This window comes from Rhodococcus sp. JS3073 (genome assembly GCF_026810085.1).
GTDB classification, from domain to species: domain Bacteria; phylum Actinomycetota; class Actinomycetes; order Mycobacteriales; family Mycobacteriaceae; genus Rhodococcus_F; species Rhodococcus_F wratislaviensis.
Map to the genome: position 1 here is coordinate 4,634,322 of NZ_CP113951.1, position 20,493 is coordinate 4,654,814.

General features: G+C 67.1%; 18 protein-coding genes. 10 read left to right on the top strand and 8 right to left on the bottom strand.

Annotation, left to right across the window (positions count from 1 at the left end):
* Positions 1-33 precede the first annotated feature (33 nt).
* From OYT95_RS20975 to OYT95_RS20985, 3 genes are all read left to right on the top strand, one after another.
* On the top strand, positions 34-1,917 hold the full coding sequence (locus OYT95_RS20975; protein ID WP_268788907.1) for an oxidoreductase: 1,884 nt from the start codon (positions 34-36) through the stop codon (positions 1,915-1,917).
* Positions 1,918-1,928: 11 nt separating this feature from the next.
* The gene (locus OYT95_RS20980) at positions 1,929-2,471 is read left to right on the top strand and encodes a VOC family protein (RefSeq protein ID WP_268788908.1); all 543 of its coding nucleotides are present in this window, start codon (positions 1,929-1,931) and stop codon (positions 2,469-2,471) included.
* A 68-nt stretch (positions 2,472-2,539) separates the two neighbouring features.
* Positions 2,540-2,971 carry a VOC family protein gene (locus tag OYT95_RS20985; RefSeq protein WP_268788909.1) on the top strand — a complete coding sequence of 144 codons (432 nt, stop codon included), beginning with the start codon at positions 2,540-2,542 and terminating at the stop codon, positions 2,969-2,971.
* Here the strand turns inward: OYT95_RS20985 and OYT95_RS20990 are convergent.
* On the bottom strand, positions 2,883-4,307 hold the full coding sequence (locus OYT95_RS20990; protein WP_268788910.1) for an MFS transporter: 1,425 nt from the start codon (positions 4,305-4,307) through the stop codon (positions 2,883-2,885). The genes OYT95_RS20985 and OYT95_RS20990 overlap by 89 nt on opposite strands.
* Positions 4,308-4,409: 102 nt before the next feature.
* Here OYT95_RS20990 and OYT95_RS20995 point away from each other — a divergent pair, with 102 nt between their 5' ends.
* The 4 genes from OYT95_RS20995 to OYT95_RS21010 all read left to right on the top strand — a co-directional run bounded on the left by OYT95_RS20995 (position 4,410) and on the right by OYT95_RS21010 (position 8,296).
* Positions 4,410-4,943, top strand: a complete 534-nt coding sequence (locus tag OYT95_RS20995) for a PadR family transcriptional regulator (RefSeq protein ID WP_268788911.1) — start codon at positions 4,410-4,412, stop codon at positions 4,941-4,943.
* A gap of 50 nt (positions 4,944-4,993) precedes the next feature.
* Entirely contained in the window at positions 4,994-5,974 is a 981-nt protein-coding gene (locus OYT95_RS21000; RefSeq protein ID WP_268788912.1) for an NADPH:quinone reductase, read from the top strand.
* A gap of 68 nt (positions 5,975-6,042) precedes the next feature.
* Positions 6,043-6,948: an esterase/lipase family protein gene (locus tag OYT95_RS21005; protein ID WP_268788913.1), complete on the top strand. Its 906-nt coding sequence runs from the start codon at positions 6,043-6,045 to the stop codon at positions 6,946-6,948.
* A gap of 220 nt (positions 6,949-7,168) precedes the next feature.
* The gene (locus OYT95_RS21010; RefSeq protein WP_268788914.1) at positions 7,169-8,296 is read left to right on the top strand and encodes a DUF4238 domain-containing protein; all 1,128 of its coding nucleotides are present in this window, start codon (positions 7,169-7,171) and stop codon (positions 8,294-8,296) included.
* 175 nt (positions 8,297-8,471) lie between these two features.
* Here the strand turns inward: OYT95_RS21010 and OYT95_RS21015 are convergent, their stop codons facing one another.
* The 3 genes from OYT95_RS21015 to OYT95_RS21025 are packed head-to-tail and all read right to left on the bottom strand — an operon-like array spanning position 8,472 to position 11,638.
* Positions 8,472-9,233, bottom strand: a complete 762-nt coding sequence (locus OYT95_RS21015; protein ID WP_268788915.1) for an SDR family NAD(P)-dependent oxidoreductase — start codon at positions 9,231-9,233, stop codon at positions 8,472-8,474.
* A gap of 47 nt (positions 9,234-9,280) precedes the next feature.
* A complete protein-coding gene (locus OYT95_RS21020; RefSeq protein ID WP_268788916.1) occupies positions 9,281-10,462 on the bottom strand; it encodes an acetyl-CoA C-acetyltransferase in 1,182 nt (393 codons plus the stop codon).
* 33 nt (positions 10,463-10,495) lie between these two features.
* Positions 10,496-11,638, bottom strand: a complete 1,143-nt coding sequence (locus OYT95_RS21025) for an acyl-CoA dehydrogenase family protein (RefSeq protein ID WP_268788917.1) — start codon at positions 11,636-11,638, stop codon at positions 10,496-10,498.
* A gap of 101 nt (positions 11,639-11,739) precedes the next feature.
* On the opposite strand from OYT95_RS21025, the gene OYT95_RS21030 reads away from it, so the two are divergent.
* A complete protein-coding gene (locus OYT95_RS21030; protein WP_268788918.1) occupies positions 11,740-12,324 on the top strand; it encodes a TetR/AcrR family transcriptional regulator in 585 nt (194 codons plus the stop codon).
* Between the two features lie 6 nt (positions 12,325-12,330).
* On the opposite strand, the gene OYT95_RS21035 is transcribed toward OYT95_RS21030, so the two are convergent.
* Entirely contained in the window at positions 12,331-14,202 is a 1,872-nt protein-coding gene (locus OYT95_RS21035) for a helix-turn-helix domain-containing protein (RefSeq protein WP_268788919.1), read from the bottom strand.
* A 105-nt stretch (positions 14,203-14,307) separates the two neighbouring features.
* Here OYT95_RS21035 and OYT95_RS21040 point away from each other — a divergent pair, with 105 nt between their 5' ends.
* Positions 14,308-15,675, top strand: coding sequence for an FAD-binding oxidoreductase (locus tag OYT95_RS21040; RefSeq protein WP_268788920.1), 1,368 nt, complete (start codon positions 14,308-14,310; stop codon positions 15,673-15,675).
* A gap of 449 nt (positions 15,676-16,124) precedes the next feature.
* Here OYT95_RS21040 and OYT95_RS21045 read toward each other — a convergent pair whose 3' ends face one another.
* From OYT95_RS21045 to OYT95_RS21055, 3 genes are read right to left on the bottom strand one after another with little or no spacing between them, the layout of a single operon-like run.
* Positions 16,125-17,102, bottom strand: a complete 978-nt coding sequence (locus OYT95_RS21045; protein WP_268788921.1) for a fumarylacetoacetate hydrolase family protein — start codon at positions 17,100-17,102, stop codon at positions 16,125-16,127.
* A complete protein-coding gene (locus OYT95_RS21050) occupies positions 17,099-17,881 on the bottom strand; it encodes a cyclase family protein (RefSeq protein ID WP_268788922.1) in 783 nt (260 codons plus the stop codon). Before OYT95_RS21050 ends, OYT95_RS21045 begins: the two co-directional genes overlap by 4 nt.
* Positions 17,882-17,893: 12 nt before the next feature.
* Positions 17,894-19,651, bottom strand: coding sequence for a CocE/NonD family hydrolase (locus OYT95_RS21055; RefSeq protein WP_112299824.1), 1,758 nt, complete (start codon positions 19,649-19,651; stop codon positions 17,894-17,896).
* A 91-nt stretch (positions 19,652-19,742) separates the two neighbouring features.
* Between OYT95_RS21055 and OYT95_RS21060 the strand changes: the two genes are divergently transcribed.
* Positions 19,743-20,354, top strand: coding sequence for a TetR/AcrR family transcriptional regulator (locus OYT95_RS21060; RefSeq protein WP_268788923.1), 612 nt, complete (start codon positions 19,743-19,745; stop codon positions 20,352-20,354).
* The last annotated feature ends 139 nt before the right edge of the window (positions 20,355-20,493 follow it).

The following is a 20,493-nucleotide window of genomic DNA, read 5'->3' on the forward strand; positions in this document are numbered from 1 at the left end:
CCTCATTTCAACGACGCAAAGGCAGGCACCACCATGACGATCACGACACCCGATCCCGCCGGCGTGCGCGCGCCGCAGGACGGCCCACTCTTCCAGCCCGGCCGAATCGGAAAGATGACACTGCGCAACCGGTTCGTCCAAGCCCCGATCTTCACCCAGTTCGCGAGCACCTTCGGCGAGGTCGACGAACGACTGATCGAATATCACCGCGCACGTGCACGCGGCGGGGTCGGACTGATCATCATCGAGAACACGTCCATCGACTGGGAAGTCGGCCGCACCGTCGGTCACCCGATCCGCATCGACCACGACCGGTTCCGCGCCGGTCTGTCGGACCTGGTCGAGGCCGTCCACAACGAGGGCGCCAAGATCGCCGTCCAACTCCATCACACCGGCCGCCAAAACTCGCAGGGCAACACCGAGCGCAACGAACCACCCCTCGCCCCGACCGCAGGAATCACCAGTGCGTTCGGCACGCCGCCGCGGGCCATCGAGGAACACGAGATACCCGGCCTCATCGACCGCTATGTGCAGGGTGCCCGCCGCGCCGTCGCCGCCGGATTCGACGCCGTCGAACTGCACGGCGCCCACGGCTACCTGCTGGGACAGTTCCTGTCCCCGTTCACCAACCACCGCACCGACGACTGGGGCGGCCCACTCGAGAACCGCGCCCGGTTCGCGCTCGAGGTCGTCAAGGCCGTCCGCGCCGAGATCGGACCCGACGTCCCATTGATGTACCGACTCAGCGCCGAGGAACCCTACGAAGGTGGCCTCAGCCTCGACGACGGCCTCGCGTTCTGCGAGATGCTCGACCCGCTCGTCGACGCACTCGACGTCAGTGCGGGCAACTACGACACCGCCGCGACGCTACTGCCGATGATCGCCCCGGGATCCCTCGTCGGCTACGCAAAAGCGGTCAAGAAGCGGGTGTCCGTGCCGGTGATCGGCGTCGGTCGCCTGACCTGGATCCTCGACGACATGCACAAGGCCGTCGGCGACGGGGAACTCGACTTCGTGGCACTGGGCCGGGCACAACTCGCCGACCCCGAGACGGTGGCGAAAACCCGCCGGGGCGAACCTGATCGGGTGCGACGCTGCCTGGCCGTCAACGAATGTATCTCACGGTGGATGTTCAACGGCAAACGTACTCAATGCGTGATCAACCCCGCCCTCGGCCAGGAACGCCGCGCAGCCGAGGCCCGACGGCCGGTGGCGGTACGACGACGGGTGCTCATCGTCGGCGCCGGCCCATCAGGCTGCGAGGCCGCCCTGCTCGCCGCCGCCCGGGGTCACGACGTCGAATTGGTCGATCGCGCCGACCGCATCGGTGGGCAGCTTCACGCCTGGGCCGCGCCCGGTGCGTTCCGCGCCGAGATCGAGAACCTTATGGCCTTCTACGAGACCGAGCTCGACCGATCGGACGTGACCCTCCGTCTCGGTACCGCGGGCGATTCGCTCGACCTCGACGCGTGGGACTCGGTGCTGCTGGCAACCGGCACCGTCCCCACCCACGACGGCCTCGACGCGGTCACCATGCTCACCGAGCGGCGCGCCCCGGAGGCGGACGAGGTCACCGTCTTCGGCGAGACCGAAACTGCCATGTTCGCGGCCCTGTGGCTCGCCGAGCAGGGCAAGCACACGACCCTGCTCTCCCCGGAAGACGTCGTCGGCGTCGACACCAACGACATGGAGCGAGAACACCTCACCGGCCTGTCCACCGAGCACGGGGTCACCATCCGGCTCGGTGCGTCCGCCCCCGACACCGGCACCGTCGTCTGGGCCACCCCACGGGTCCCGTCCACAGTGTTGTCCGCTGCCGTCGACGACGATCGTGTGCAAACCATCGGCACCCGCTTCCGCGGGGGCCGCCTGTACGAGGCCACCCAGTCCGGTTTCTGGACAGCCGCACGAATCTGAGGGGGAACAAGATGACCGTCCGAGCGATCGAACACATCGGCATCACCGTGCCGGACCTCGAACAAGCGACCACCTTCTTCGCCGACGCGTTCGGCGCCGAGAAGATCTACGACATGATCGATGCCCCGCTGTCCGGTCCCGGCATCGAATCCGGCCTCGGTGTTCCACCGGGAACCGCGATCGAGTCGATCCGCATGCTGCGGTTGGGCAACGGCCCGAACCTCGAATTGTTCGTCTACTCCGGGACGAAACAGCGAGATCCCGTGCTGCCGAGCGATTTCGGCATCCAGCACTTCTGCGTCTACGTCGACGACATCGACGCCGCCGCTAGAAAACTGGAGAAGGCGGGTGGAACTCTGCTCAGTGCGCCGGGTGACTTGCCCGGCGGCGACGCCGGGCCCGGAAACCGGTACCTGTACGCCAGAACTCCCTGGGGAAGCACGGTCGAGCTGGTGACTTACCCTTCCTCGCAGGCCTACGAAGCCGGCACCGAACTACGACGCTGGCGGCCGCCGGTGACCGAGTCCACGGACAGTCGGCGGCAGGAGTCGTGATGTTCCGGCTCATATTCCGCAGGAACGGCACGTCGTCGGTGCTCCACAAAGAAATCGGGTGATCGCGTATGTCGCACTCTTACGCACCGCCCACGACCGGAATTCACCACTTCTCCCCGACGGTCTCCGACGTGGAGGCGTCGGCTGACTGGTACAGCCGAGTCTTCGGACTCGAACGATTACCGACCGTCGCTCCTCACCATGGCGACGAGGAGGGCGGATATGCGGTGTTGTTGATCGATCCGCGCACTGGTTTCCTCATCGGGTTGCACCACCACACGGCTGTCGTCGCAGGCTCGTTCGACGAGCGTCGTGTCGGCCTCGATCACATCGCGTGGGGTGTGCCCCAGCGGAGCGACCTCGACGCCTGGGCGGCATGGCTGAGTGAGCTGGGTGTTCCGCACTCGGGTGTCATCGACAAGGACAGCGCACGCCCCTACTCTGTGGTCGTCTTCCGCGATCCGGACAACATCCAGTTGGAGTTGTTTCACAGAACGTAAAGACCGACGGCAGGCCGGGTGCGAGAAACCCGGGTGCGGTCTCGGGCATGCGCCACAGGACGGGGAGGGCCAGTAGGGCGACAGCGGCGACCATGGCTCCGGGGACGATCGCCGAACCGCTGTCCTGGACCAGCGCCTGGGAAAGGTAGGGGGTGAGGCCACCGAAGATGGTGGTTGCGACGGTGCCGACGGCCAGACCGCTCAACCGGCCGGCGACGGGGAGTTGTTCGGGAGTGGCGGAGGCCCCGACAGCGCTCAGGCCGCCGGCGATGCAGGCCAGGGTCACCGCGCCGGTCAGCGCGAGAGCGAGCGAGCCGTGGGCCATGAGCCCGAACATGGTCACGGGCAACGCAACCGCGAGTGCGCCGAGGACGATCAGTGTCGGTCGCCGCCCGAACCGGTCGGTCAGTGCTCCGGCGATCGGGGTGACCGCGACGACGGCCACCGACGCGATCGTCGTCAGCCCGAGTGACCACCGTTCGTCGTAGCCGGTCACGGTGGACAGAAAGACGGGCACGTACGTGATGCCGACGTAGTAGGTCACCGAGGCCAACGCGGAGATTGCGAACGTTCGATACAGCGCAGGCCGATGAAATCGCAGAATGGAGCTGAGCGGGCGCGAAGGCGCCGACCCGGACTTTCGCAACTGCTCGAAAGCCGGCGACTCCTGCATTATCGAGCGAGCTGCCAGGGTGAGCGCGGCAAGCACGGCTCCGACCAGAAACGGGATCCGCCAACCCCACTCCTCCAGCGCATCACCACTGACGAAGAACACGGTCAATGCGGAAACCCCGGCGGCGAGCAGACCGCCGATCTCGCTCGCCGCGGCGGCAAGTGACGCCACCAACCCGCGACGGCCCGGAACCGCACCCTCGACGAGGTAGGTCATCACGCCGGTGTATTCCCCGCCCACGGAGAACCCCATGACGCACCGAAACAACAGCAACAGGACCCCGGCGGTGGGCCCGATCTGCGTCTGGGTGGGTAGCAGCGCGGTCGCGAGCATCGCGGCGGTCATCACGGTCATCGATGCGAGCAGGACAGGGCGTCGGCCGAGTCTGTCACCGAAGTATCCGAACACGAGCGCTCCGATCGGTCGCATCACATAGGCGATCGCGAAGACGGCGAGGGTGGTGAGGATCGATTCTGGTCCGTCGCCGAAGAACACCCGGGAGAGCACCGTGGCCATGAACAAATAGAGGGTGAAGTCGTACCACTCGACGACGGTCGAGAGGGCCGCGACCACGATCGAGGCCCGTGGGAGCGGGTGGTCGGTGGCCGCGTTGCCTGCGGTGGGCGGCCCCTGAGGGTCGGGGGCAGCGGGATTGATCGTCATGAGGAAGTGCACTCCGGGGTGTCGAAGAGTCAGGCGCCGAGTTTGCGCAGGCAAACGATACCTCGTATCGAGGTATCTCGTTTCGAGGTGTACGCTTGTGGCATGCTGGAGTTGGCCATCCTGGGTTTCCTCGCCGACGGTTCGTTGCACGGTTACGAGCTGCGCCGCCGCGTCACCCAGTTGTCCGGTTACACCCGCCCGGTCAGCGACGGCAGCCTGTACCCGGCGATCAAACGCCTGGTGCGGCAAGGGCTTCTGGAACAGCGGGCCGAACCCGGCTCGGCGGCGGCCCCACGGCAGGTACTGCACCTGACCGCCGTCGGCCGTAGCGAACTGCTGCGCCGCCTGCGGGAACCGGACGAGCACGAGATCACCGACAACACCAAGTTCATGACCATCCTGGCGTTCCTGTCCCGGTTGCCCGACCCCGTCGCTCGGGCGGCGGTGCTGCGGCGGCGCCTGGCGTTCCTCGAGGAACCGGCCAGCTTCTTCTACGAGGGCGACCGGCCGCTGCGCGCCGAGGAGGTCGGTGACCCCTACCGCCGCGGGATGCTCCGCGTCGCCCGGGCGACCAGTACCGCGGAGCGATCCTGGCTGCACGAAATACTTGCCGAACCGAAAGTTGATCCCAGGTAGAGCATCCCCAACGACATCATCGCGTGTGCGGGCGCAAGAAAGGACCCCCTGTGCTGGCAGTCTGGTACGACATGCAAGGCCCGGCCGAGCAGGTGCTGCGATTCGGGGACCTGCCGACGCCCGAACCCGGCGCCGGTGAGGTTCGGGTGAAGGTCACCCGAACCGGGATCAATCCCGGCGACACCAAGAAGCGTCGGGGCTGGTTGGGGTCGTCGATGCCCTTCCCGCGGGTAATCCCGCACAGCGACGGCACCGGCGTGGTCGACAAGGTCGGTGCGGGTGTCGATTCTGCCCGCATCGGCGAACGGGTCTGGGTGTTCGGTGCGCAGTCCTACCGCGCGTTCGGCACTGCGGCCCAGTTCACGGTTGTCCCTGCCGCTCAGGCCGTGACTCTTCCCGATACCGTCGGCGACGATGTCGGCGCGTGCCTGGGTATCCCCGGCATCACCGCCCACCGTGCGGTCTTCGGTGACGGACCGGTTCGGGGCGGCACCGTCCTGGTGCACGGCGTGCTCGGCGGCGTCGGAACCCTTGCGGCGCAACTCGCCACGTGGGGCGGAGCGACCGTCATCGGGACCGTGCGTCATCGCCTCGACCTCGAGAATGCCCACCGCCGCGGCGTCGAGCAGGTCGTCTCACTGGATGGTCCCGATCCTGCCGGTCAGATCCGAGAACATGCGCCGGGCGGGGTCGATCGCATTGTCGAGGTCGCCTTCTCCGACAACGTCGACCTCGACGCCGCGGTAGCGAAGAACAACACCGTGATCGCCGCCTATGGCACCAGCGAGGACCGACCCAGCTTCCCGTTCTGGCCGATGCTGTTCGACAACATCACCATTCGCTTGCTGGGTAGCGACGATTTCCCGGCCGAGGCTAAAGAACAGGCCGCCACCGACCTCACCACCGCAGCGGCAGGCGGTGCCCTGTCGATCGCCATCGACGAACCCGTGCCTCTCGATCAGGCCGCGCGCGCTCACGACCTCGTCGACCGCGGCACTCGCACCCGTATCCTGCTGGCTGTGCCGGACTGAACACCCGAGATGTCCGTGGATTCGGGTTACCATCTGGGCGTCGCACACGAGGTGGGGAGACTTCGAACATGGGTGGACGATGCGCGAGTGTTCTCGTGGCACTGACGGTCGGATTTGTTGTGACTGCGGGAGGGTCCGCGCAGGCGGCGCCATCCACGGGATCCGTGGATCCGGTCGTGCTGCCCGCGGGCGAGGTGGTGACTCCGCCGATCGACTGTAGTCCTACCGCCGCGCATCCACGCCCGGTGATCGTGCTGCCGGGCGCGGACGGCACCACCGCCGAGACCGCAGACCAGTGGTCGACGGTGACGTCGGCGCTGCGCGAATCGGCGGCCTGCACCCTGGTGTTCCAGGGTGGTGTCGTCGACGGAAAACGCTGGGCCGGAGCCATTCCCGACGAGTCTGCCCAGCTCGCGGAGTTCGTCACGTCGGTGACTGATGTCACGGGGGCCGATGCCGTCGACATCGTCGCGCATTCGGCCGGCACGGTCGTCTCGAACTACTATCTGAAGGTGCTCGGCGGTGCCCAAAACGTGACGCATGCCGTCTTCCTGGCACCGGAGGGACGGGACTGCGACGGCGCCGGCTTCCTCGCCACGTACGGCATACACAATCCGCCCGTCACCCCAGTGCAGGCGCTGCAGGCGCTACCGTTCCTGTCGCCGCTGCTCGGGCACGCGTCACCGGAGCTGGCGGTCGCCCTTCAGCTGGCGCCCGGCTCGGAAGTGCACACGGCGGTGTTCGGCGATGGGTCGATCACCCAACCCGGCGTCAGCTATTCCGCGCTGGCCACTGCGAACGACGAGATCGCGACACCCGCCGGGACGTGCTCGTTCATCACCGAGCCCGGAGTGACGAACACGCTGTTCGAAGAGGCTTATCCGGACGCACCCGCGGTCGACCACTCCAGCCTGCGCTCCAGTCCGTACGCCGCCGCCTGGATCCTCGAGCAGCTCGCAGCCGAGGCTCCCTGACCCGTCCCGGCCGATGCTGCCGGCGATCACGCGGTAACGCGGTTGGACTGGGCCCGTAGCCCTTCGGCAAACGTGCGCGCCGCCTCGAGGTCTGTAGCGTCGCGTCGTCCCTTGTTGATGCCGCCGACGAGCTTGAACGGTAGCCGGGTGGCGTTGCACCACTGGAAGACGACACGGATACGGCCGAACTGGTTGGCCTGAATGTCGTAGCCTCTGGACTATGCAGATCAACTCAGGCGCCGTCGAAGGCGGGAGGTGGCAGATAATCCAATCGACTCCCAACCCTTGGGGCCAGGTTCCTCTGACCGCTGGCGGTCGATCATTGCCTGGTCGAGCGCGGGAGTACATGGATCGCCTGCTCATGCAGCAGCGCGCCGAGGACCCGCCGAGCCGGCGACATCACTACGTACCGCAGTCGTACCTTCGGCAGTGGTCGTTCGACGGAAAGCGAGTCTGGACCCTCGACACAGTCACCGGCATATCGAAGCCCCTCGGAACCTCGAATGTCTGCGTGAAGGAAAACTTCTACAGAGTTGTTGGACCTGACGGATCGCCGCACAACCGCGTCGAGTTGTTGTTCGGCGTCGTCGATACCGAACTGCGGCGAGTCCAGCGTCTCTTTAACGAGCTGGAGGACCCCCACATTCTCGACTTCGATGACTTAGTAGGATTGTGCGTCTCAATCGCAGTTCAAAGAATGCGAACGCTGCAGCAGCGGCGCCTTCACCTTCAGTACGACGAGTGGCTGCTCGCCCAGAATCCTGAGCAGCACCAGTCGATCGATAACGACGCAGCAAACCCGAATCGACTGGCAGGCATCCACACCGAACTGTTGTTCAAGGCTATGTGGGAAGCCGCCGACGTCCTCACGACTCGACAGATTGAGATCTGGCACGATCCGCAAGGGCGATTCTTGACGTGCGACGCTCCGGTCCTTGTTCCGTTCAGGCACAACGTGCGGCCAAGCCTGATCTCGTCACCGTATATCGTCTGGCCAGTCAGCCCATACCGCGTGGTGGCCCTCGCGAACGACCTCAGTGGTCGGAAAGCTTTGCTGCGTAAAGCGACTGGCAGCCTCGTAGGCACAGTGCGAAAGGGAGTGGAGCAAGGACGGGAGCGGATGATCTTCGCGACCGAGGAACAATGCAATCGGCTGCCGAAAGACAAACCGTTCCGACGTAGGGCTCAGACAAGGCTCCGCTGCTCGCAACGCACTCCAAGTGGAGAAATCATTCCATCTCCAGGCTGTTGCGTGGAATGGAGCCAAGTCTTCGCCTCCGCACCGGATGTCTCACTTTGCAACCGCGGCCTGCATGCCCCCGCACCGAAGATGTGGTCGCATGTGTGACGGCAAATTTCGACCCCCTCCGAAAAGCGCGGGTGCGTCGATCAGCAGTCAAATGCGCGAACTACGTAGGTATGTAGGCCGATCGATCCGGCCCCAGTCTGATCGAGGAATCCGTCCGGTCGGTGCCGCCGGCGGCACCCGATGACTCGGTGCCGCCGGCAGTATTCGTCGACTTCTACCTGGGACCCATCCGGATGGCTCCGTCGAGGCGGATGGTTTCGCCGTTGAGCATGGCGTTGTCGATGATGTGCGCGGCGAGGGCGGCGTATTCGGTGGCCTTGCCGAGCCGGGAGGGGTGCGGCACCTGCTGTCCGAGGGACTCCTGCGCCTCCTCGGGGAGCCCGGCCATCATGGGCGTTTCGAAGATTCCAGGTGCGATGGTGACGACGCGGATGAGGTGGCGGGCCAGTTCGCGGGCGATCGGCAGTGTCATCGCGGCGACGCCGCCCTTGGATGCCGCGTAGGCGGGCTGGCCGATCTGGCCGTCGAACGCGGCGACGGAGGCGGTGTCGATGATGACGCCGCGTTCCCCGTCGACGGGTTCGGTCTGGGCGATCTTCTCCGCGGCGAGGCGCAGGACGTTGAAGGTGCCGACGAGGTTGATGCGGACGACGCGTTCGAAGTCCGCGAGGGGAAGGGCGCCCGCCTTGCCGAGAACCTTGCCGGGCGTCGCGATTCCCGCGCAATTGACCAGCACGCGGAGGTCGCCGAGCGACGCGGCGAAGTCGATTGCGGACGTGACGTCACCGGCGGAGGTGACGTCGGCGGCCGTGAAGTAGGCGCCCTTCCCGATCTCCTTGGCGGCCACTTCCCCGTCGGACGACGGGAGGTCGAGCAGCACGACCTGGGCGCCGCGCTCGTGCAGGGCCCGGGCGGTGGCGTTCCCGAGCCCGGATGCTCCGCCGGTGACGACAGCGACGGCTCCATCGATCTTCACAAAGTTCTCCTCGAATGTGGTTGCGGCAGTGATAGGAAAGGGGGACGTCAGGGGACGCGCAGGATCAGGGCGTCGCCCTGTCCGCCGCCGCCGCAGAGGGCGACGGCGCCGGTGCCGCCGCCGCGGCGCTGCAGTTCGAGCGCGAGGTGCAGGGTGATGCGGGCGCCGGACATGCCGATCGGATGACCGAGGGCGATGGCACCGCCGTTGACGTTGACCCGGTCGGGGTCGACACCGAGTTCGCGGGTGGAGGCGATCCCGACCGCGGCGAACGCCTCGTTGATCTCGATCAGATCCAGCTCCGAGGCCGAGATACCTGCCGCGTCACAGGCTTTCGCGATGGCGCCGGACGGCTGGAACTGCAGACCCGAATCCGGTCCGGCGACCATGCCGTGCTCGCCGATTTCGGCCAGCCAGGTCAGTCCCTCGGCCTCGGCGCGCTCCTTGCTCATCACGACGACGGCGGCGGCGCCGTCGTTGATCGTCGACGCGTTCCCCGCGGTGACGGTGCCGCCGTCCCGGAACGCGCCGCGCAACCGCGCCAGGGTTTCGGCGGTGGTGTCGGGGCGGATGCCCTCGTCGCGGCGCAGCCAGGTGCTCTCACCCTTGCGGGCGGGGATCTCGACCGGGACGACCTCGTCGTCGAAGATCCCGTTGTCCCAGGCCTTGGCGGCCAACTGGTGGGAGCGGGCCGCGAACGCGTCCTGGTCTTCGCGGGCGATGACGTCCCTGTCGTTGCCGGCCTCGGTGAGCAGCCCCATCGGCTGATCGGTGAATGCGTCGTGCAGACCGTCGAGGGCCATGTGGTCGACGAGGGTGACGTCGCCGTACTTGAAACCGCTGCGTGAACCGGGCAGCAGGTGCGGTGCCTGGCTCATCGACTCCATGCCGCCGGCGACGATCACGTCGAACGCGCCGGACCGGATGAACTGGTCGGCGAGGATGATCGACTCGACCCCGGACAGGCACACCTTGTTGATGTTCAGCGACGGGGTGCTCATCGGGATGCCGGCCTTCGCGGCGGCCTGACGGGCGGGCATCTGCCCGGCGCCGGCGGTGAGGACCTGCCCCATGATGACGTACTGCACCCGGTCCGGGGCGACACCGGCCTTGCCGAGCGCCGCCTCGATGGCAATGGCGCCGAGGTCGGCGCCGGAGAATCCGGCGAGAGAACCCTGCAGACGGCCGATCGGGGTACGGGCGCCGGCGACGATCACGGAGGTGGGCATGAGGCGAAGAGCCTTTCTCTGGTGGTGGGTGCGTCAGTTCGCGGCGAGGGTGCGGCTGATGACCAGGCGCTGAATCTGGTTGGTGCCCTCGAAGATCTGCGTGATCTTCGCTTCGCGCATGTACCGCTCGACGCGGAAGTCGCGGGTGTAGCCGTAGCCGCCGAGCACCTGGACGGCGTCGGTGGTGACCTTCATGGCGGCGTCGGTGGCAACGAGCTTGGCGACGGACGCGTTTCGCGAGTACGGCAGGCCGGCGTCGCGGCGGCGGGCCGCGTCGATGTAGGTGGCGCGCGCGGAGTCGACGGCGGCGGCCATGTCGGCGAGCAGGAAGCCGAGGCCCTGGTGGTCGATGATCTTCTTCCCGAACGCGGTCCGCTCCGTGGCATAGGCGACGGCCTCGTCGAGGGCGGCCTGCGCGAGACCGACGGCGACCGCGGCGATGCCCAGTCGGCCGGAATCGAGCGCGCTGAACGCGATCTGCAGACCCTGACCCTCTGTGCCGATCCGTCGTTCCGCGGGCACGAAGGCGTCGTCGTAGTGCGCGGACGTCGTCGGCACGGCGTGCAGGCCCATCTTCTCCTCGGGCTTGCCGAACGTCAGTCCCTCGGTGCCCTTCGGGACCAGGAAGCAGGAGATTCCCTTCGATCCCTCACCGGTGCGGGCGAAGAGGTTGTAGAAATCGGCGATGCCGCCGTGGGTGATCCATGCCTTTGCGCCGTTGACGACGTACCCGCCGTCGGTCGCGGTGGCCTTGCAGGTCAGTGCAGCGGCATCGGACCCGGCCTGCGGCTCGGACAGGCTGTAGGCGCCGACGGTGTTGCCGCCCAGCATCTCCGGGAGCCACTGCTGCTTCTGCTCGTCGGTGCCGAACGCCATCAGCGGGTGGCAGGCGAGGCTGTGGACGCTGACCGCCACCGCGACGGAGGCCCAGCGGGCGGCGATCTCCTCGAGCACCTGCAGGTACACCTCGTAGGGCTGTGCGCCGCCGCCCCACTCCTCCGGGTACGGCAGGCTCAGCAGTCCGGCCTCGCCGAGGGTGGCGAACACCCCTTCGGGGTAGGTCTCCGCCTTCTCGTGCTCGTCGACGATCGGCGTCAGGACCTTGTCGGCGACGTCCCGCGTGAGCTGGATCAGGTCACGGGCTTCGTCAGTAGGCAGCAAGCGATCGACGGCCACGGTTTCTCCTCGAGAAGGCTACGGAAAACAGTACTGGATTACGCCCCAGGGTACTGATTGCGAAATAGTACTGCAAGGCATCGACCAGTACTATTTCTGTCATGGAGCAGCCCACCCGAACCGGTTTCGCCACCCGACGGCGCACCCAGCTCTTCGACGCCCTCGTCGACCTCATCCTGGTCGAGGGGTTCGCCCACCTGACGCTCGACGAGATCGCGAACCGGCTGCGCTGTTCGAAGTCGACGCTGTACACCCTCGCCGGCAGCAAAGAACAGCTGGTCCGGGCCGCCACGGTGCACTTCTTCCGCCGCGCGACCGAGGACGTCGAGTCCCACGTCGAGCCGATCACCGGGGCCCGTGCCCGGATCACCGCCTATCTGTCGGCCGTGGGCAACGCCCTCTCTGCCGCATCCGACCAGTTCATGGCTGACCTCGACGCCTTCCCGCCGGCCCGGGAGGTGTACGAACGGAACACCCAGTTCGCCGCCGTGCGGGTCCAGGAGCTGATCACCGAAGGTGTCGCCGACGGGGACTTCCGCGACGTGCACGCCGCGTTCGCCGCCGATCTCGCCGCCACCATGATGGTCCGCATCCAGCAGCGCGGGGTCCGTGACAGCACCGGACTCGACGACGCGCACGCCTACGCGGAACTCGCCGCCATCCTCACCGGCGGCATCAGCGCCTGAACCGGGTCACCGAGTGCGAGTGCCGAGGAGTTCCGCGGTTCTGCGCAACCGCATCAGCACCTGCAGATCGAGGGCCTTGTCGGGGTTACGCCAGTCCGGGCCGAGGAGGCGGTCGATCGCGTCGAGACGCTGGTAGAGGGTGTTGACGTGCACGCCGAGACTCGACGCGGTCGCCGCATGGTGGCGGCCGTGAGCCAGATACTCCGACAGTGTTTCCAGCAGTGGCACTCCGCGTTTGGCCTGCTCCGTCATCAGCGGCCCCAGTTGGGCCTCGGTGAGTTCGTCGAGGTGCTCGCGGGCCAGGTGGCTCAGCAGGATCCGGTAGATGCCCAGACCGCGCGCGGACGAGACCTCGCCCGCGCGACCCAATGTGTCGAGCACGTCGACGGTCTGCTGGGCTTCGACGTACGCGTCGGCGAGCGCCTTCGCACCGCGCGCGGGCTCCGCGATGCCGATCGTCGCGTCGAGCCGTCCGGCGGTGAACACCCCCCGGACAGAGGCGGAATCCTTGGCGGGCACGACTGCCAGCGCCCGTGAACCGTGTTCCGCTGCAACGGTTCCCGAAGGGAAGGGCAACGTCCCGAGAGCGGTGCGGACCGACGTGTTCTGGCCCGTGGTGATCGCCACGGCAATGCAGTACGTCGTGTCGGGGTTCAGCCCGGCCAACCGCAGTTGGCGGCGCTCGTCCTGTGCGGTGGCGGCGGGATGGGTCAGCAGGTCGACGAGAAACGCATCCCGTGCGCGCCGCGTCGCCTCCCCCGCGGCACGTTCCTCGGCGAGCGACAGTGCGATCGCGGGTGCCGCGCGTTCGAGCAGCAGACGCGTGGTCGGCTGCCCGGCTCCCACGGACAGGAGTGCGCCGAGCATCTCGCCGGCCGCCGCGACGCGCTGCGCGATCACCTCGCCGCGTTCGACGTGGTCCTTCCCGCCCGCGCGTAGTTCACCGACCGCCGCGGACACGTCGTCGGCGTGCGGTATCAGGTCGACGGGTAACGCGGATTCGTCCTGCACGAAATAGGCCGGTTGCCGGGAGAGCTGAGCGACCTCCTGGACCAGCCGCTGCACCCCCGCGCCGAGCAGCACCACCTGAGTCAGGGTCCGATCCCATTGCAATATCTGTTCGAGCTCGATTGTGCGCTGCGACAATTCGGTGTTCGCCGATTCGAGCCGTGCGACGGTGTCTCGCTCACGTTCCAACGAGCGCACGTTCTCGATCGCGATCGCCGCATGGGCTGCCAGTGCCGACAACAGCGCGATCTCGGATTCGGTGAAGGCCCGTTCCTGACGCTTGCACGCGAACAGTGCGCCGATGACGCGATCGGCGACGCGCAGGGGCACCCCGAGCAGGCCGCGCATGTTCTCCGACCGCGCCGCACTGTCGGCTCCGGTGATGTGCCGGAACGCCGGTTCGCTCTGGTAGTCGGGCGTCCACTCCGGCGCGGACCTGCGGACGATCAGACCCACGAGTCCTTCGTCCAGGGACAGTCGGATTCCGACGAGATTCGGGGTCAAGGCCCCGCTGGTGACCTCGATGACGAATTCCTCGTCGTAGACCGATCCCATGTAGGCGAGATCCACGCCGAGCAGTTGCCGCGCCTGATCGACCACTTCCTGCAGCAACACCCGGTCGTCGCGAACCGTCGTCAAACGGACGGCGATGTCGTTGAGCGCCGCCAACTCCCTACTGCGCTGTTGGCGCTGGTCGAGTTGCGCCCGGAGCCGGAGCGCAGCGTTGGCTTCGCGTTCGACCGCGGCCCGGTCGGACGCGCCGGATTCCTCGATCAACGTGCGCCGGAGGGCATCGAGTTCGTCGATCGGTGCGTCGTCGAGCAGCAGTTCCATCCAGCCGCGATCGGCAGTACTCACTGGTGCCTCCATCCATGGGCAACTGGATTTGATAGATGAAATCTACATTGGCCGAGATCCAGATCACAGCTAGATTCGAGACATCACCTTCTCGCCCGCAAAGGACCGGTTTTCGTCATGTTGATCGATGCGCTCTTGGCAGCCCTTCCCGCGGATCGCGTCGTGCGCGACCCCGACGTCGTCGCCAAGTACCAGCACGACGAAGCGGAGTGGGCGCCGTACGCCGCCCCGGTCGCAGTCGTCAGGCCCCGAACGGCCCTCGAAGTCCAGGCGGTCGTGCGCGCCTGCCTCGACCACGACACCGCCGTCGTCACGCGGGGTGCCGGCACGGGCCTGTCCGGCGGAGCCAACGCGACCGACGGCTGCGTCGTCCTCGCGCTCGAGGGCATGAACGCGATCAAGGAGATCGATCCGCTCGAGCGGTACGCCGTCGTCGAGCCCGGCGTGGTGAACGACGATCTCCGCGCCGCGTGCGCCGAACACGGACTCTGGTATCCCCCGGATCCGGCCAGTTCACCGTGGTCGACGATCGGAGGGAACGTCGCCACCAACGCGGGCGGACTGTGCTGCGTCAAGTACGGCGTCACCCGTGACTACGTGCTCGGCATGCAGATCGTCACCGGCACCGGTGACCTCGTGCGCCTCGGACGCAAGACCGCCAAGGGTGTGGCCGGTTACGATCTGGCGGGCCTCATGGTCGGCTCCGAGGGAACGCTCGGCGTCATCACCGAAATCACCGTCAAGTTGCGCCCACTCCAGGACCCGCAGCGCACGGTGGCCGGCTACTTCGACTCCATAGTCGACGCGGGTCGGGCCGTCAGCGCGGTGGCCGCGGCGGGGCTCACCCCGTCGGCGCTCGAACTGGTGGACAAGCAGTGCCTCATCGCCGTCGACGCCTGGAAGAAGATGGGCCTGTCCGTGGAGGCGAACGTCGTTCTGCTCGGCCGCATCGACACCGCGGGAGTCGTCGGCGACCAGGAAGCGGAAAAGATGCTGTCGTGCTTCGACGAAGCCGGAGCCACGTGGTCGGCCGTCTCCACCGACCAGGAGGAGGCGGACGCGTTGTTCGCTGCGCGTCGTCTGGCCTACCCCGCGATGGAGCGACTCGGACCGGTGCTCACCGAAGATGTGTGCGTGCCGAAACGGGCTGTCCCCGAAATGCTTGCGCGTATCGAACAGATCGGCATCGCCCACGAGACCACCATCGCCAACATCGCACACGCCGGTGACGGAAACCTGCACCCGCTGCTCATCACACCCCGCGACGACGAGGCGGCCCGCGCCCGGGCACAGGCCGCGTTCGCGGACATCATCGACGCGGCACTGGAACTCGGCGGCACGGTCACCGGCGAGCACGGTGTCGGTCTCCTGAAGATGGACGGCCTCGCCCAGGAACTCGATCCGGTCGTCCTGGGCATGCATCGAGCGGTGAAGAACGCGCTCGACCCGGGCGGAATCATGAACCCCGGGAAGATCTTCGAGTAGTCCGTCTAGCTTCCTTCTGTTCGTTCGGCGACGAGGGTGATGGCGCCCAGGTGGTCGCGGTAACGGTGGAAGGTCCGCCAGATGTCGGCGAGTCGTGGCAGCACGGTGGGGTGTGCGAGGGCGCGGCCGAGGAAGGCTGCGAGTGAGGTTCGCCGGTGAGCGCCAGTGCGGTGGTTTGTCCCAGACCGGGCCACATCTCCACGACGTCGTCGTCCGCGCTGATGCCGAGTGTGTCGATCATGCGCCGGGACGGGCCGAGTCCGCCCGGCCTCATGACGCGTTTGCCGAGTCGCCCGAGCATCCAGTGGGCAGGCATCCGGCGCAGGGACAGCCCTTCGCCGAGCCGCGGGGAGGGAGAGTCGGAATTCTCCATGGGGCGAGCATAGCCTGCCCTTACTCTCTGATTCGGCCTCTCGCCGCCCATCAGCGGGCGGCGAGAAGCCCACGGCTCACAGCCGAGCAGCCTCTCCGCGGCGGTCGTCGCCGAACGACGCACTGACAGAGGGCCGGCGGCGCGCTGGTGGAACCTCGTGGAGTGGTGGTCCGGCGATCACGGTGTTGTGGATGCTGCCGATGCCTTCCACGGTCATGGTGACGGTGTCCCCGATTCGCAGGGGTGGTGGTTGCTGTTCGCCGCGCCATCCCCACAGTTCGGCGAGGCAGCCGCCCCCGCAGGTTCCGGAGCCGATTACGTCACCGGGCCGCACCCAGGTGCCGCGGCTGGCATAGGCGATCAACTCGGCGAAGGTCCACGCCATGTTCGCCAGGGTGTCGCCGCCGATGCGGGTGCCGTTGACGAAGACGTCCATGTTCAGGTCGAAGCGACCATCGACCTCGTGGTCGACGAACTCGTCGGCGGTGACCAGCACCGGTCCGAGGGTGGTGGCGGTGTCCTTGCCTTTCACAGCTCCCAGGCCCACCCGCATTTCACGTCCCTGCAGGTCGCGGGCGGACCAGTCGTTGAGGATCGTGAACCCGGCGACATAATCGAAGGCCTCGTCGACGGTCAGGTTGTAACCGGCTGCGCCGATCACGACGGCGACCTCCAATTCGAAGTCGAGTACCTCGCAGCCCGGCGGCATCGGAACCGTTGCGCCCGAGCCGATCGCCGCGTGGGGATTGGAGAAGTAGAAGGCGGGCGCTTCGTACCAGGCGTCCGGGATCGCGCCGGCCCCGGTGACCGCACGCAGCGAGCCCGCGGTGTGCTGTTCGAAGGTGATGAAGTCACGGATGCTCGCGACCGGAACCGGCACCGCCAGTTCGGTGGTCGAATCCCAGGGCAGCCGGTGACCGGTCGAGGCCACGCTCGGGTCGTCCGACTCGAGCACGTCGAAGACGTCGGCGGACTCCGCCAACAGGGTGATGTGGTTGTCGTCGACGGCGCCGTAACGCTGGACACCGTCGACGAACAGGGAACCGATTTTCATGCCTGCTCCTCGTCGAAGATGGCCACGGCGCGGGTCCATCCGGCCGAGGCCTTGTGAATCTTCACGGGGAAGCACGCCACCTGGAAACCCGAGGACGGGATCGATTCGAGATTGCCGAGCTTTTCGATGTGGCAGTACCCGATTTCGCGGCCGGCGCGGTGGCCCTCCCAGATGATGCCGGCGTCCTGGGTCTCGGCGTACCTCTGGGCGGTGTAAATGAACGGTGCGTCCCAACCCCACGCATCGGTGCCGGTGACCCGCACGCCCTGGCGCAGCAGGTGCAGTGTCGCCTCGCGGCCCATGCCGCAGCCGGTGTTCACGTAGTCGTCGTGGCCGTAGCGGGCGCCGGCGCTCGTGTTGACCAGGACGATGTCGAACGGGGAGAGGGTGTGTCCGATCCGGTCCAGTTCGCGGTCGATGTCCGCGGTGGTGACGACGTAGCCGTCGTCGAAGTGCCGGAAGTCGAGTTTGACGCCGCGCCCGAAGCACCACTCGAGCGGGACTTCGTCGATGGTGATGGCCCGCTGGCCGCCGTCCATGGTGGACGCGTAGTGGTAGGGGGCGTCGAGGTGGGTGCCGTTGTGGGTGGACAGCTGGACGCGCTCGATGGCCCACCCTTCCCCGTCGGGAAGGTTGTCGACCCGAGCGCCGGGAAAGAACTGCAGCAGATCACCACGTGTGTGTTCGTGGTCCAGGTAGTCGATCTCGGGTCGATGACCGGGTGGGTCGGAGGGAATACCTGCCTGCAATGACACGGACAGATCGATGATTCGTCGCATGATTTCGGGCCCTTACTGCGGGATCACGGGAAGGAGCAGGGAGGTGCCGGCGTCCCGGCCAGTGTGCACTGTGGTGGTGCCGTCGAAGATGCCGGCGGGCCGGTCGTCCGGATCGTCGTGCGGGGTCAATCCGTTGCCGCGCATCTCGATGCCGTAGATCACCGGCCACGGTCCGTCGCCGGGCATGTCGAAGTCGCGGCCGGCGAGGGTGACGCCGAGCCGGTAGCCGGTGGGCACGACGATGGAAGTAGGCCAGATCTCGACCTCCAGATCGACGGCCTCGCCCGGCGTCAGCGGCTGCTTGCTCGTATGCCGGTGCCACGGGCGGTACGGCAGACTGGCCTCCTCGTCCAGCTCGCGGTGGGATGCGCGCAGCCAGCCCACGCCGAGCGCACCGTGGGGATCGATCGCGTCCACCAGCGAGATCTCGTTCCCGTCGGGGTCCTGCACGCGCAGGGTGACGATCAGGTCGGCGTCGGTGGTCGAGGACGCCAGACGTACGCGGGCGGAGGCCGGTCCGGTGATCTCCAACGGCCCGGTCAGCGGCGCGGTCCAGAAGTCGACACCGGGCCCCAGCGCCGCAAACTCGGCGGTGCCCTCGGCCGGTGGTTCGGTCGGGCTCATCGCTCCGGACGCGGCGTCGAGGTGGAACCGCGTCCACTGCGTGCGGGCCAGCGGCCATTCCTGTTCGTCGCGGCCCTCGAACGAGCCGTCGAGGTGGCGCACGTTCAGTCGAACCGGGGGCTGGTCTCCCCAGCCGGTCGCCTCGCCTTTGAGGAAGTGGCCGAAGAATCGCTTCTGCAGGTCGACGCCGTAGTCGGTGTAGAACTCCGCGTAGTGCTCGTGACCGTGCGCCTCCAGCCACTTCTGTGAAGAGGACACCTGGGCGTAGGCGTCGAAATTGCCGCGGGTGTGCAACCGGTGCGCCCAATTCGCCGCCGACAGCACCGGGACCTCGATCCGCGTCAGGTCCGGGGTGCGGGCCTGCGCGAATTCGTCGAGCAGCGCCCGGCGCTTCCCCTCCCCGATCGAGTCGACCCGGTTCGCGACGAGTTCGTCGTCGGTCAGTGTCGGCGGTCCGGCGACCAACTCACCGGTGTTGGGATTGCGTCGGCCCCGCTCCCCGGCCCCGTGCTGGACGGTGAAGATCTGGTGCTCCTGCCACGCCTGGCCGAACCGGGTCAGGATGCCACCGTGCCGGTTCAGGTCTCGGTAGAAGTCGGTGAAGCCCTCCCACGGGCAGATCGCCGTCAGATGCGGCGGACGCAGTGCCGCCACGAGCCACTGGTTGGCCGCGTAATAGGAGATCCCGAGCAGTCCCACCCGGCCGTTCGACCAGTCTCGGGTGCCGGCCCATTCGATGGCCTCGTAGTAGTCGCGGGCCTCCTGCTCGCTGAGCATGTCCAACAGTCCGGGCGAGCGGCCGGCGCCGCGGGAATCGACCCGAATGCAGATGTATCCGTCCGGAACCCACTTCTCCGGATCGACGGTCTCCCACACCTGGTAGCGGTTGCTCGACCCGGCCGCTGCCTCCGGATACGCGCTGATCAGCTGCTGCCACATCGGCCCGAATCCCTCTTGGAACGCCAAGCCTTTGCCGTACGGCCCGAGAGTCATCAGCACCGGGTGTCGGCCCTCGTCGTCGGGCCGGAAGACGTCGGCCCGCAGGATCGTGCCGTCCGCCATCGGTACGGGTACGTCCCAGTCGATGCGCATTCCGTCCGCCGTCTCGCTGCGCTCGGTGATCTCCGCACTGGTTTGCGATGTCATGACTACCCACCTTCTTAAGTCCAGAAACTTGCATTAACAGTATGAGCTGAGTCACGTCATAAACGCAAGGGTCTTGCGTTAAGGTGGGGTCATGAGTGATCAAGGAGCCCAGCGTCGACCCGGTGGCCGTTCCGCTCGAGTCCGCCGCGCAGTCCTCGATGCCGCTCTCGACGCGCTGCACGAGCACGGCATGGCGGGCATGGCGGTCGCGGACGTCGCGTCCCGGGCGGGCGTACACGAGACATCCATCTACCGTCGGTGGGGCACGCGCGAGAACCTGATGATCGAGGCGCTGCTCGAGGAAGCAGAAGAATGGGGCCAGGTGCCCGACACCGGATCGCTTCGCGACGATCTGATCGCCTACGCCGGTCGGCTCGCGACGTACCTGACCAGCCCGGTCGGCTCCGCCTTCGACAGGGCGCTGGCTGCCTCCGGCGACGACCCCGCCGCCACCGAGGCGCGCAACCGGTACTGGGAGACGCGCTTCGCGCGGTCGAGTGAGATCGTGAAGCGGGCAATCGGACGGGGTGAGCTGCCCGAGACCACCGATGTCCGACTCGCCATCGAAATGCTGGTCGCCCCAATGCACTTCAAGGTCGTGCTCACCCGCGAACCTCTCGACCCGGAGCTACCCGAGCTCCTCGTCGACTCACTCCTGCACGGGCTCGTCGGACGCGGCGACTCCGACGCCTCGACGGCGTGATGCACACCCTGGTCGCCGAAGGCGGTGATTCTCTCCATTGATCCTGTCGCGGTGTGGGTGATTTCTCCATGGTTTCCACGCGATCCGGCTCATACAGTGGTCTGCATCACGTTGCCCGGTCGGGCGCCCACTCTTCAGG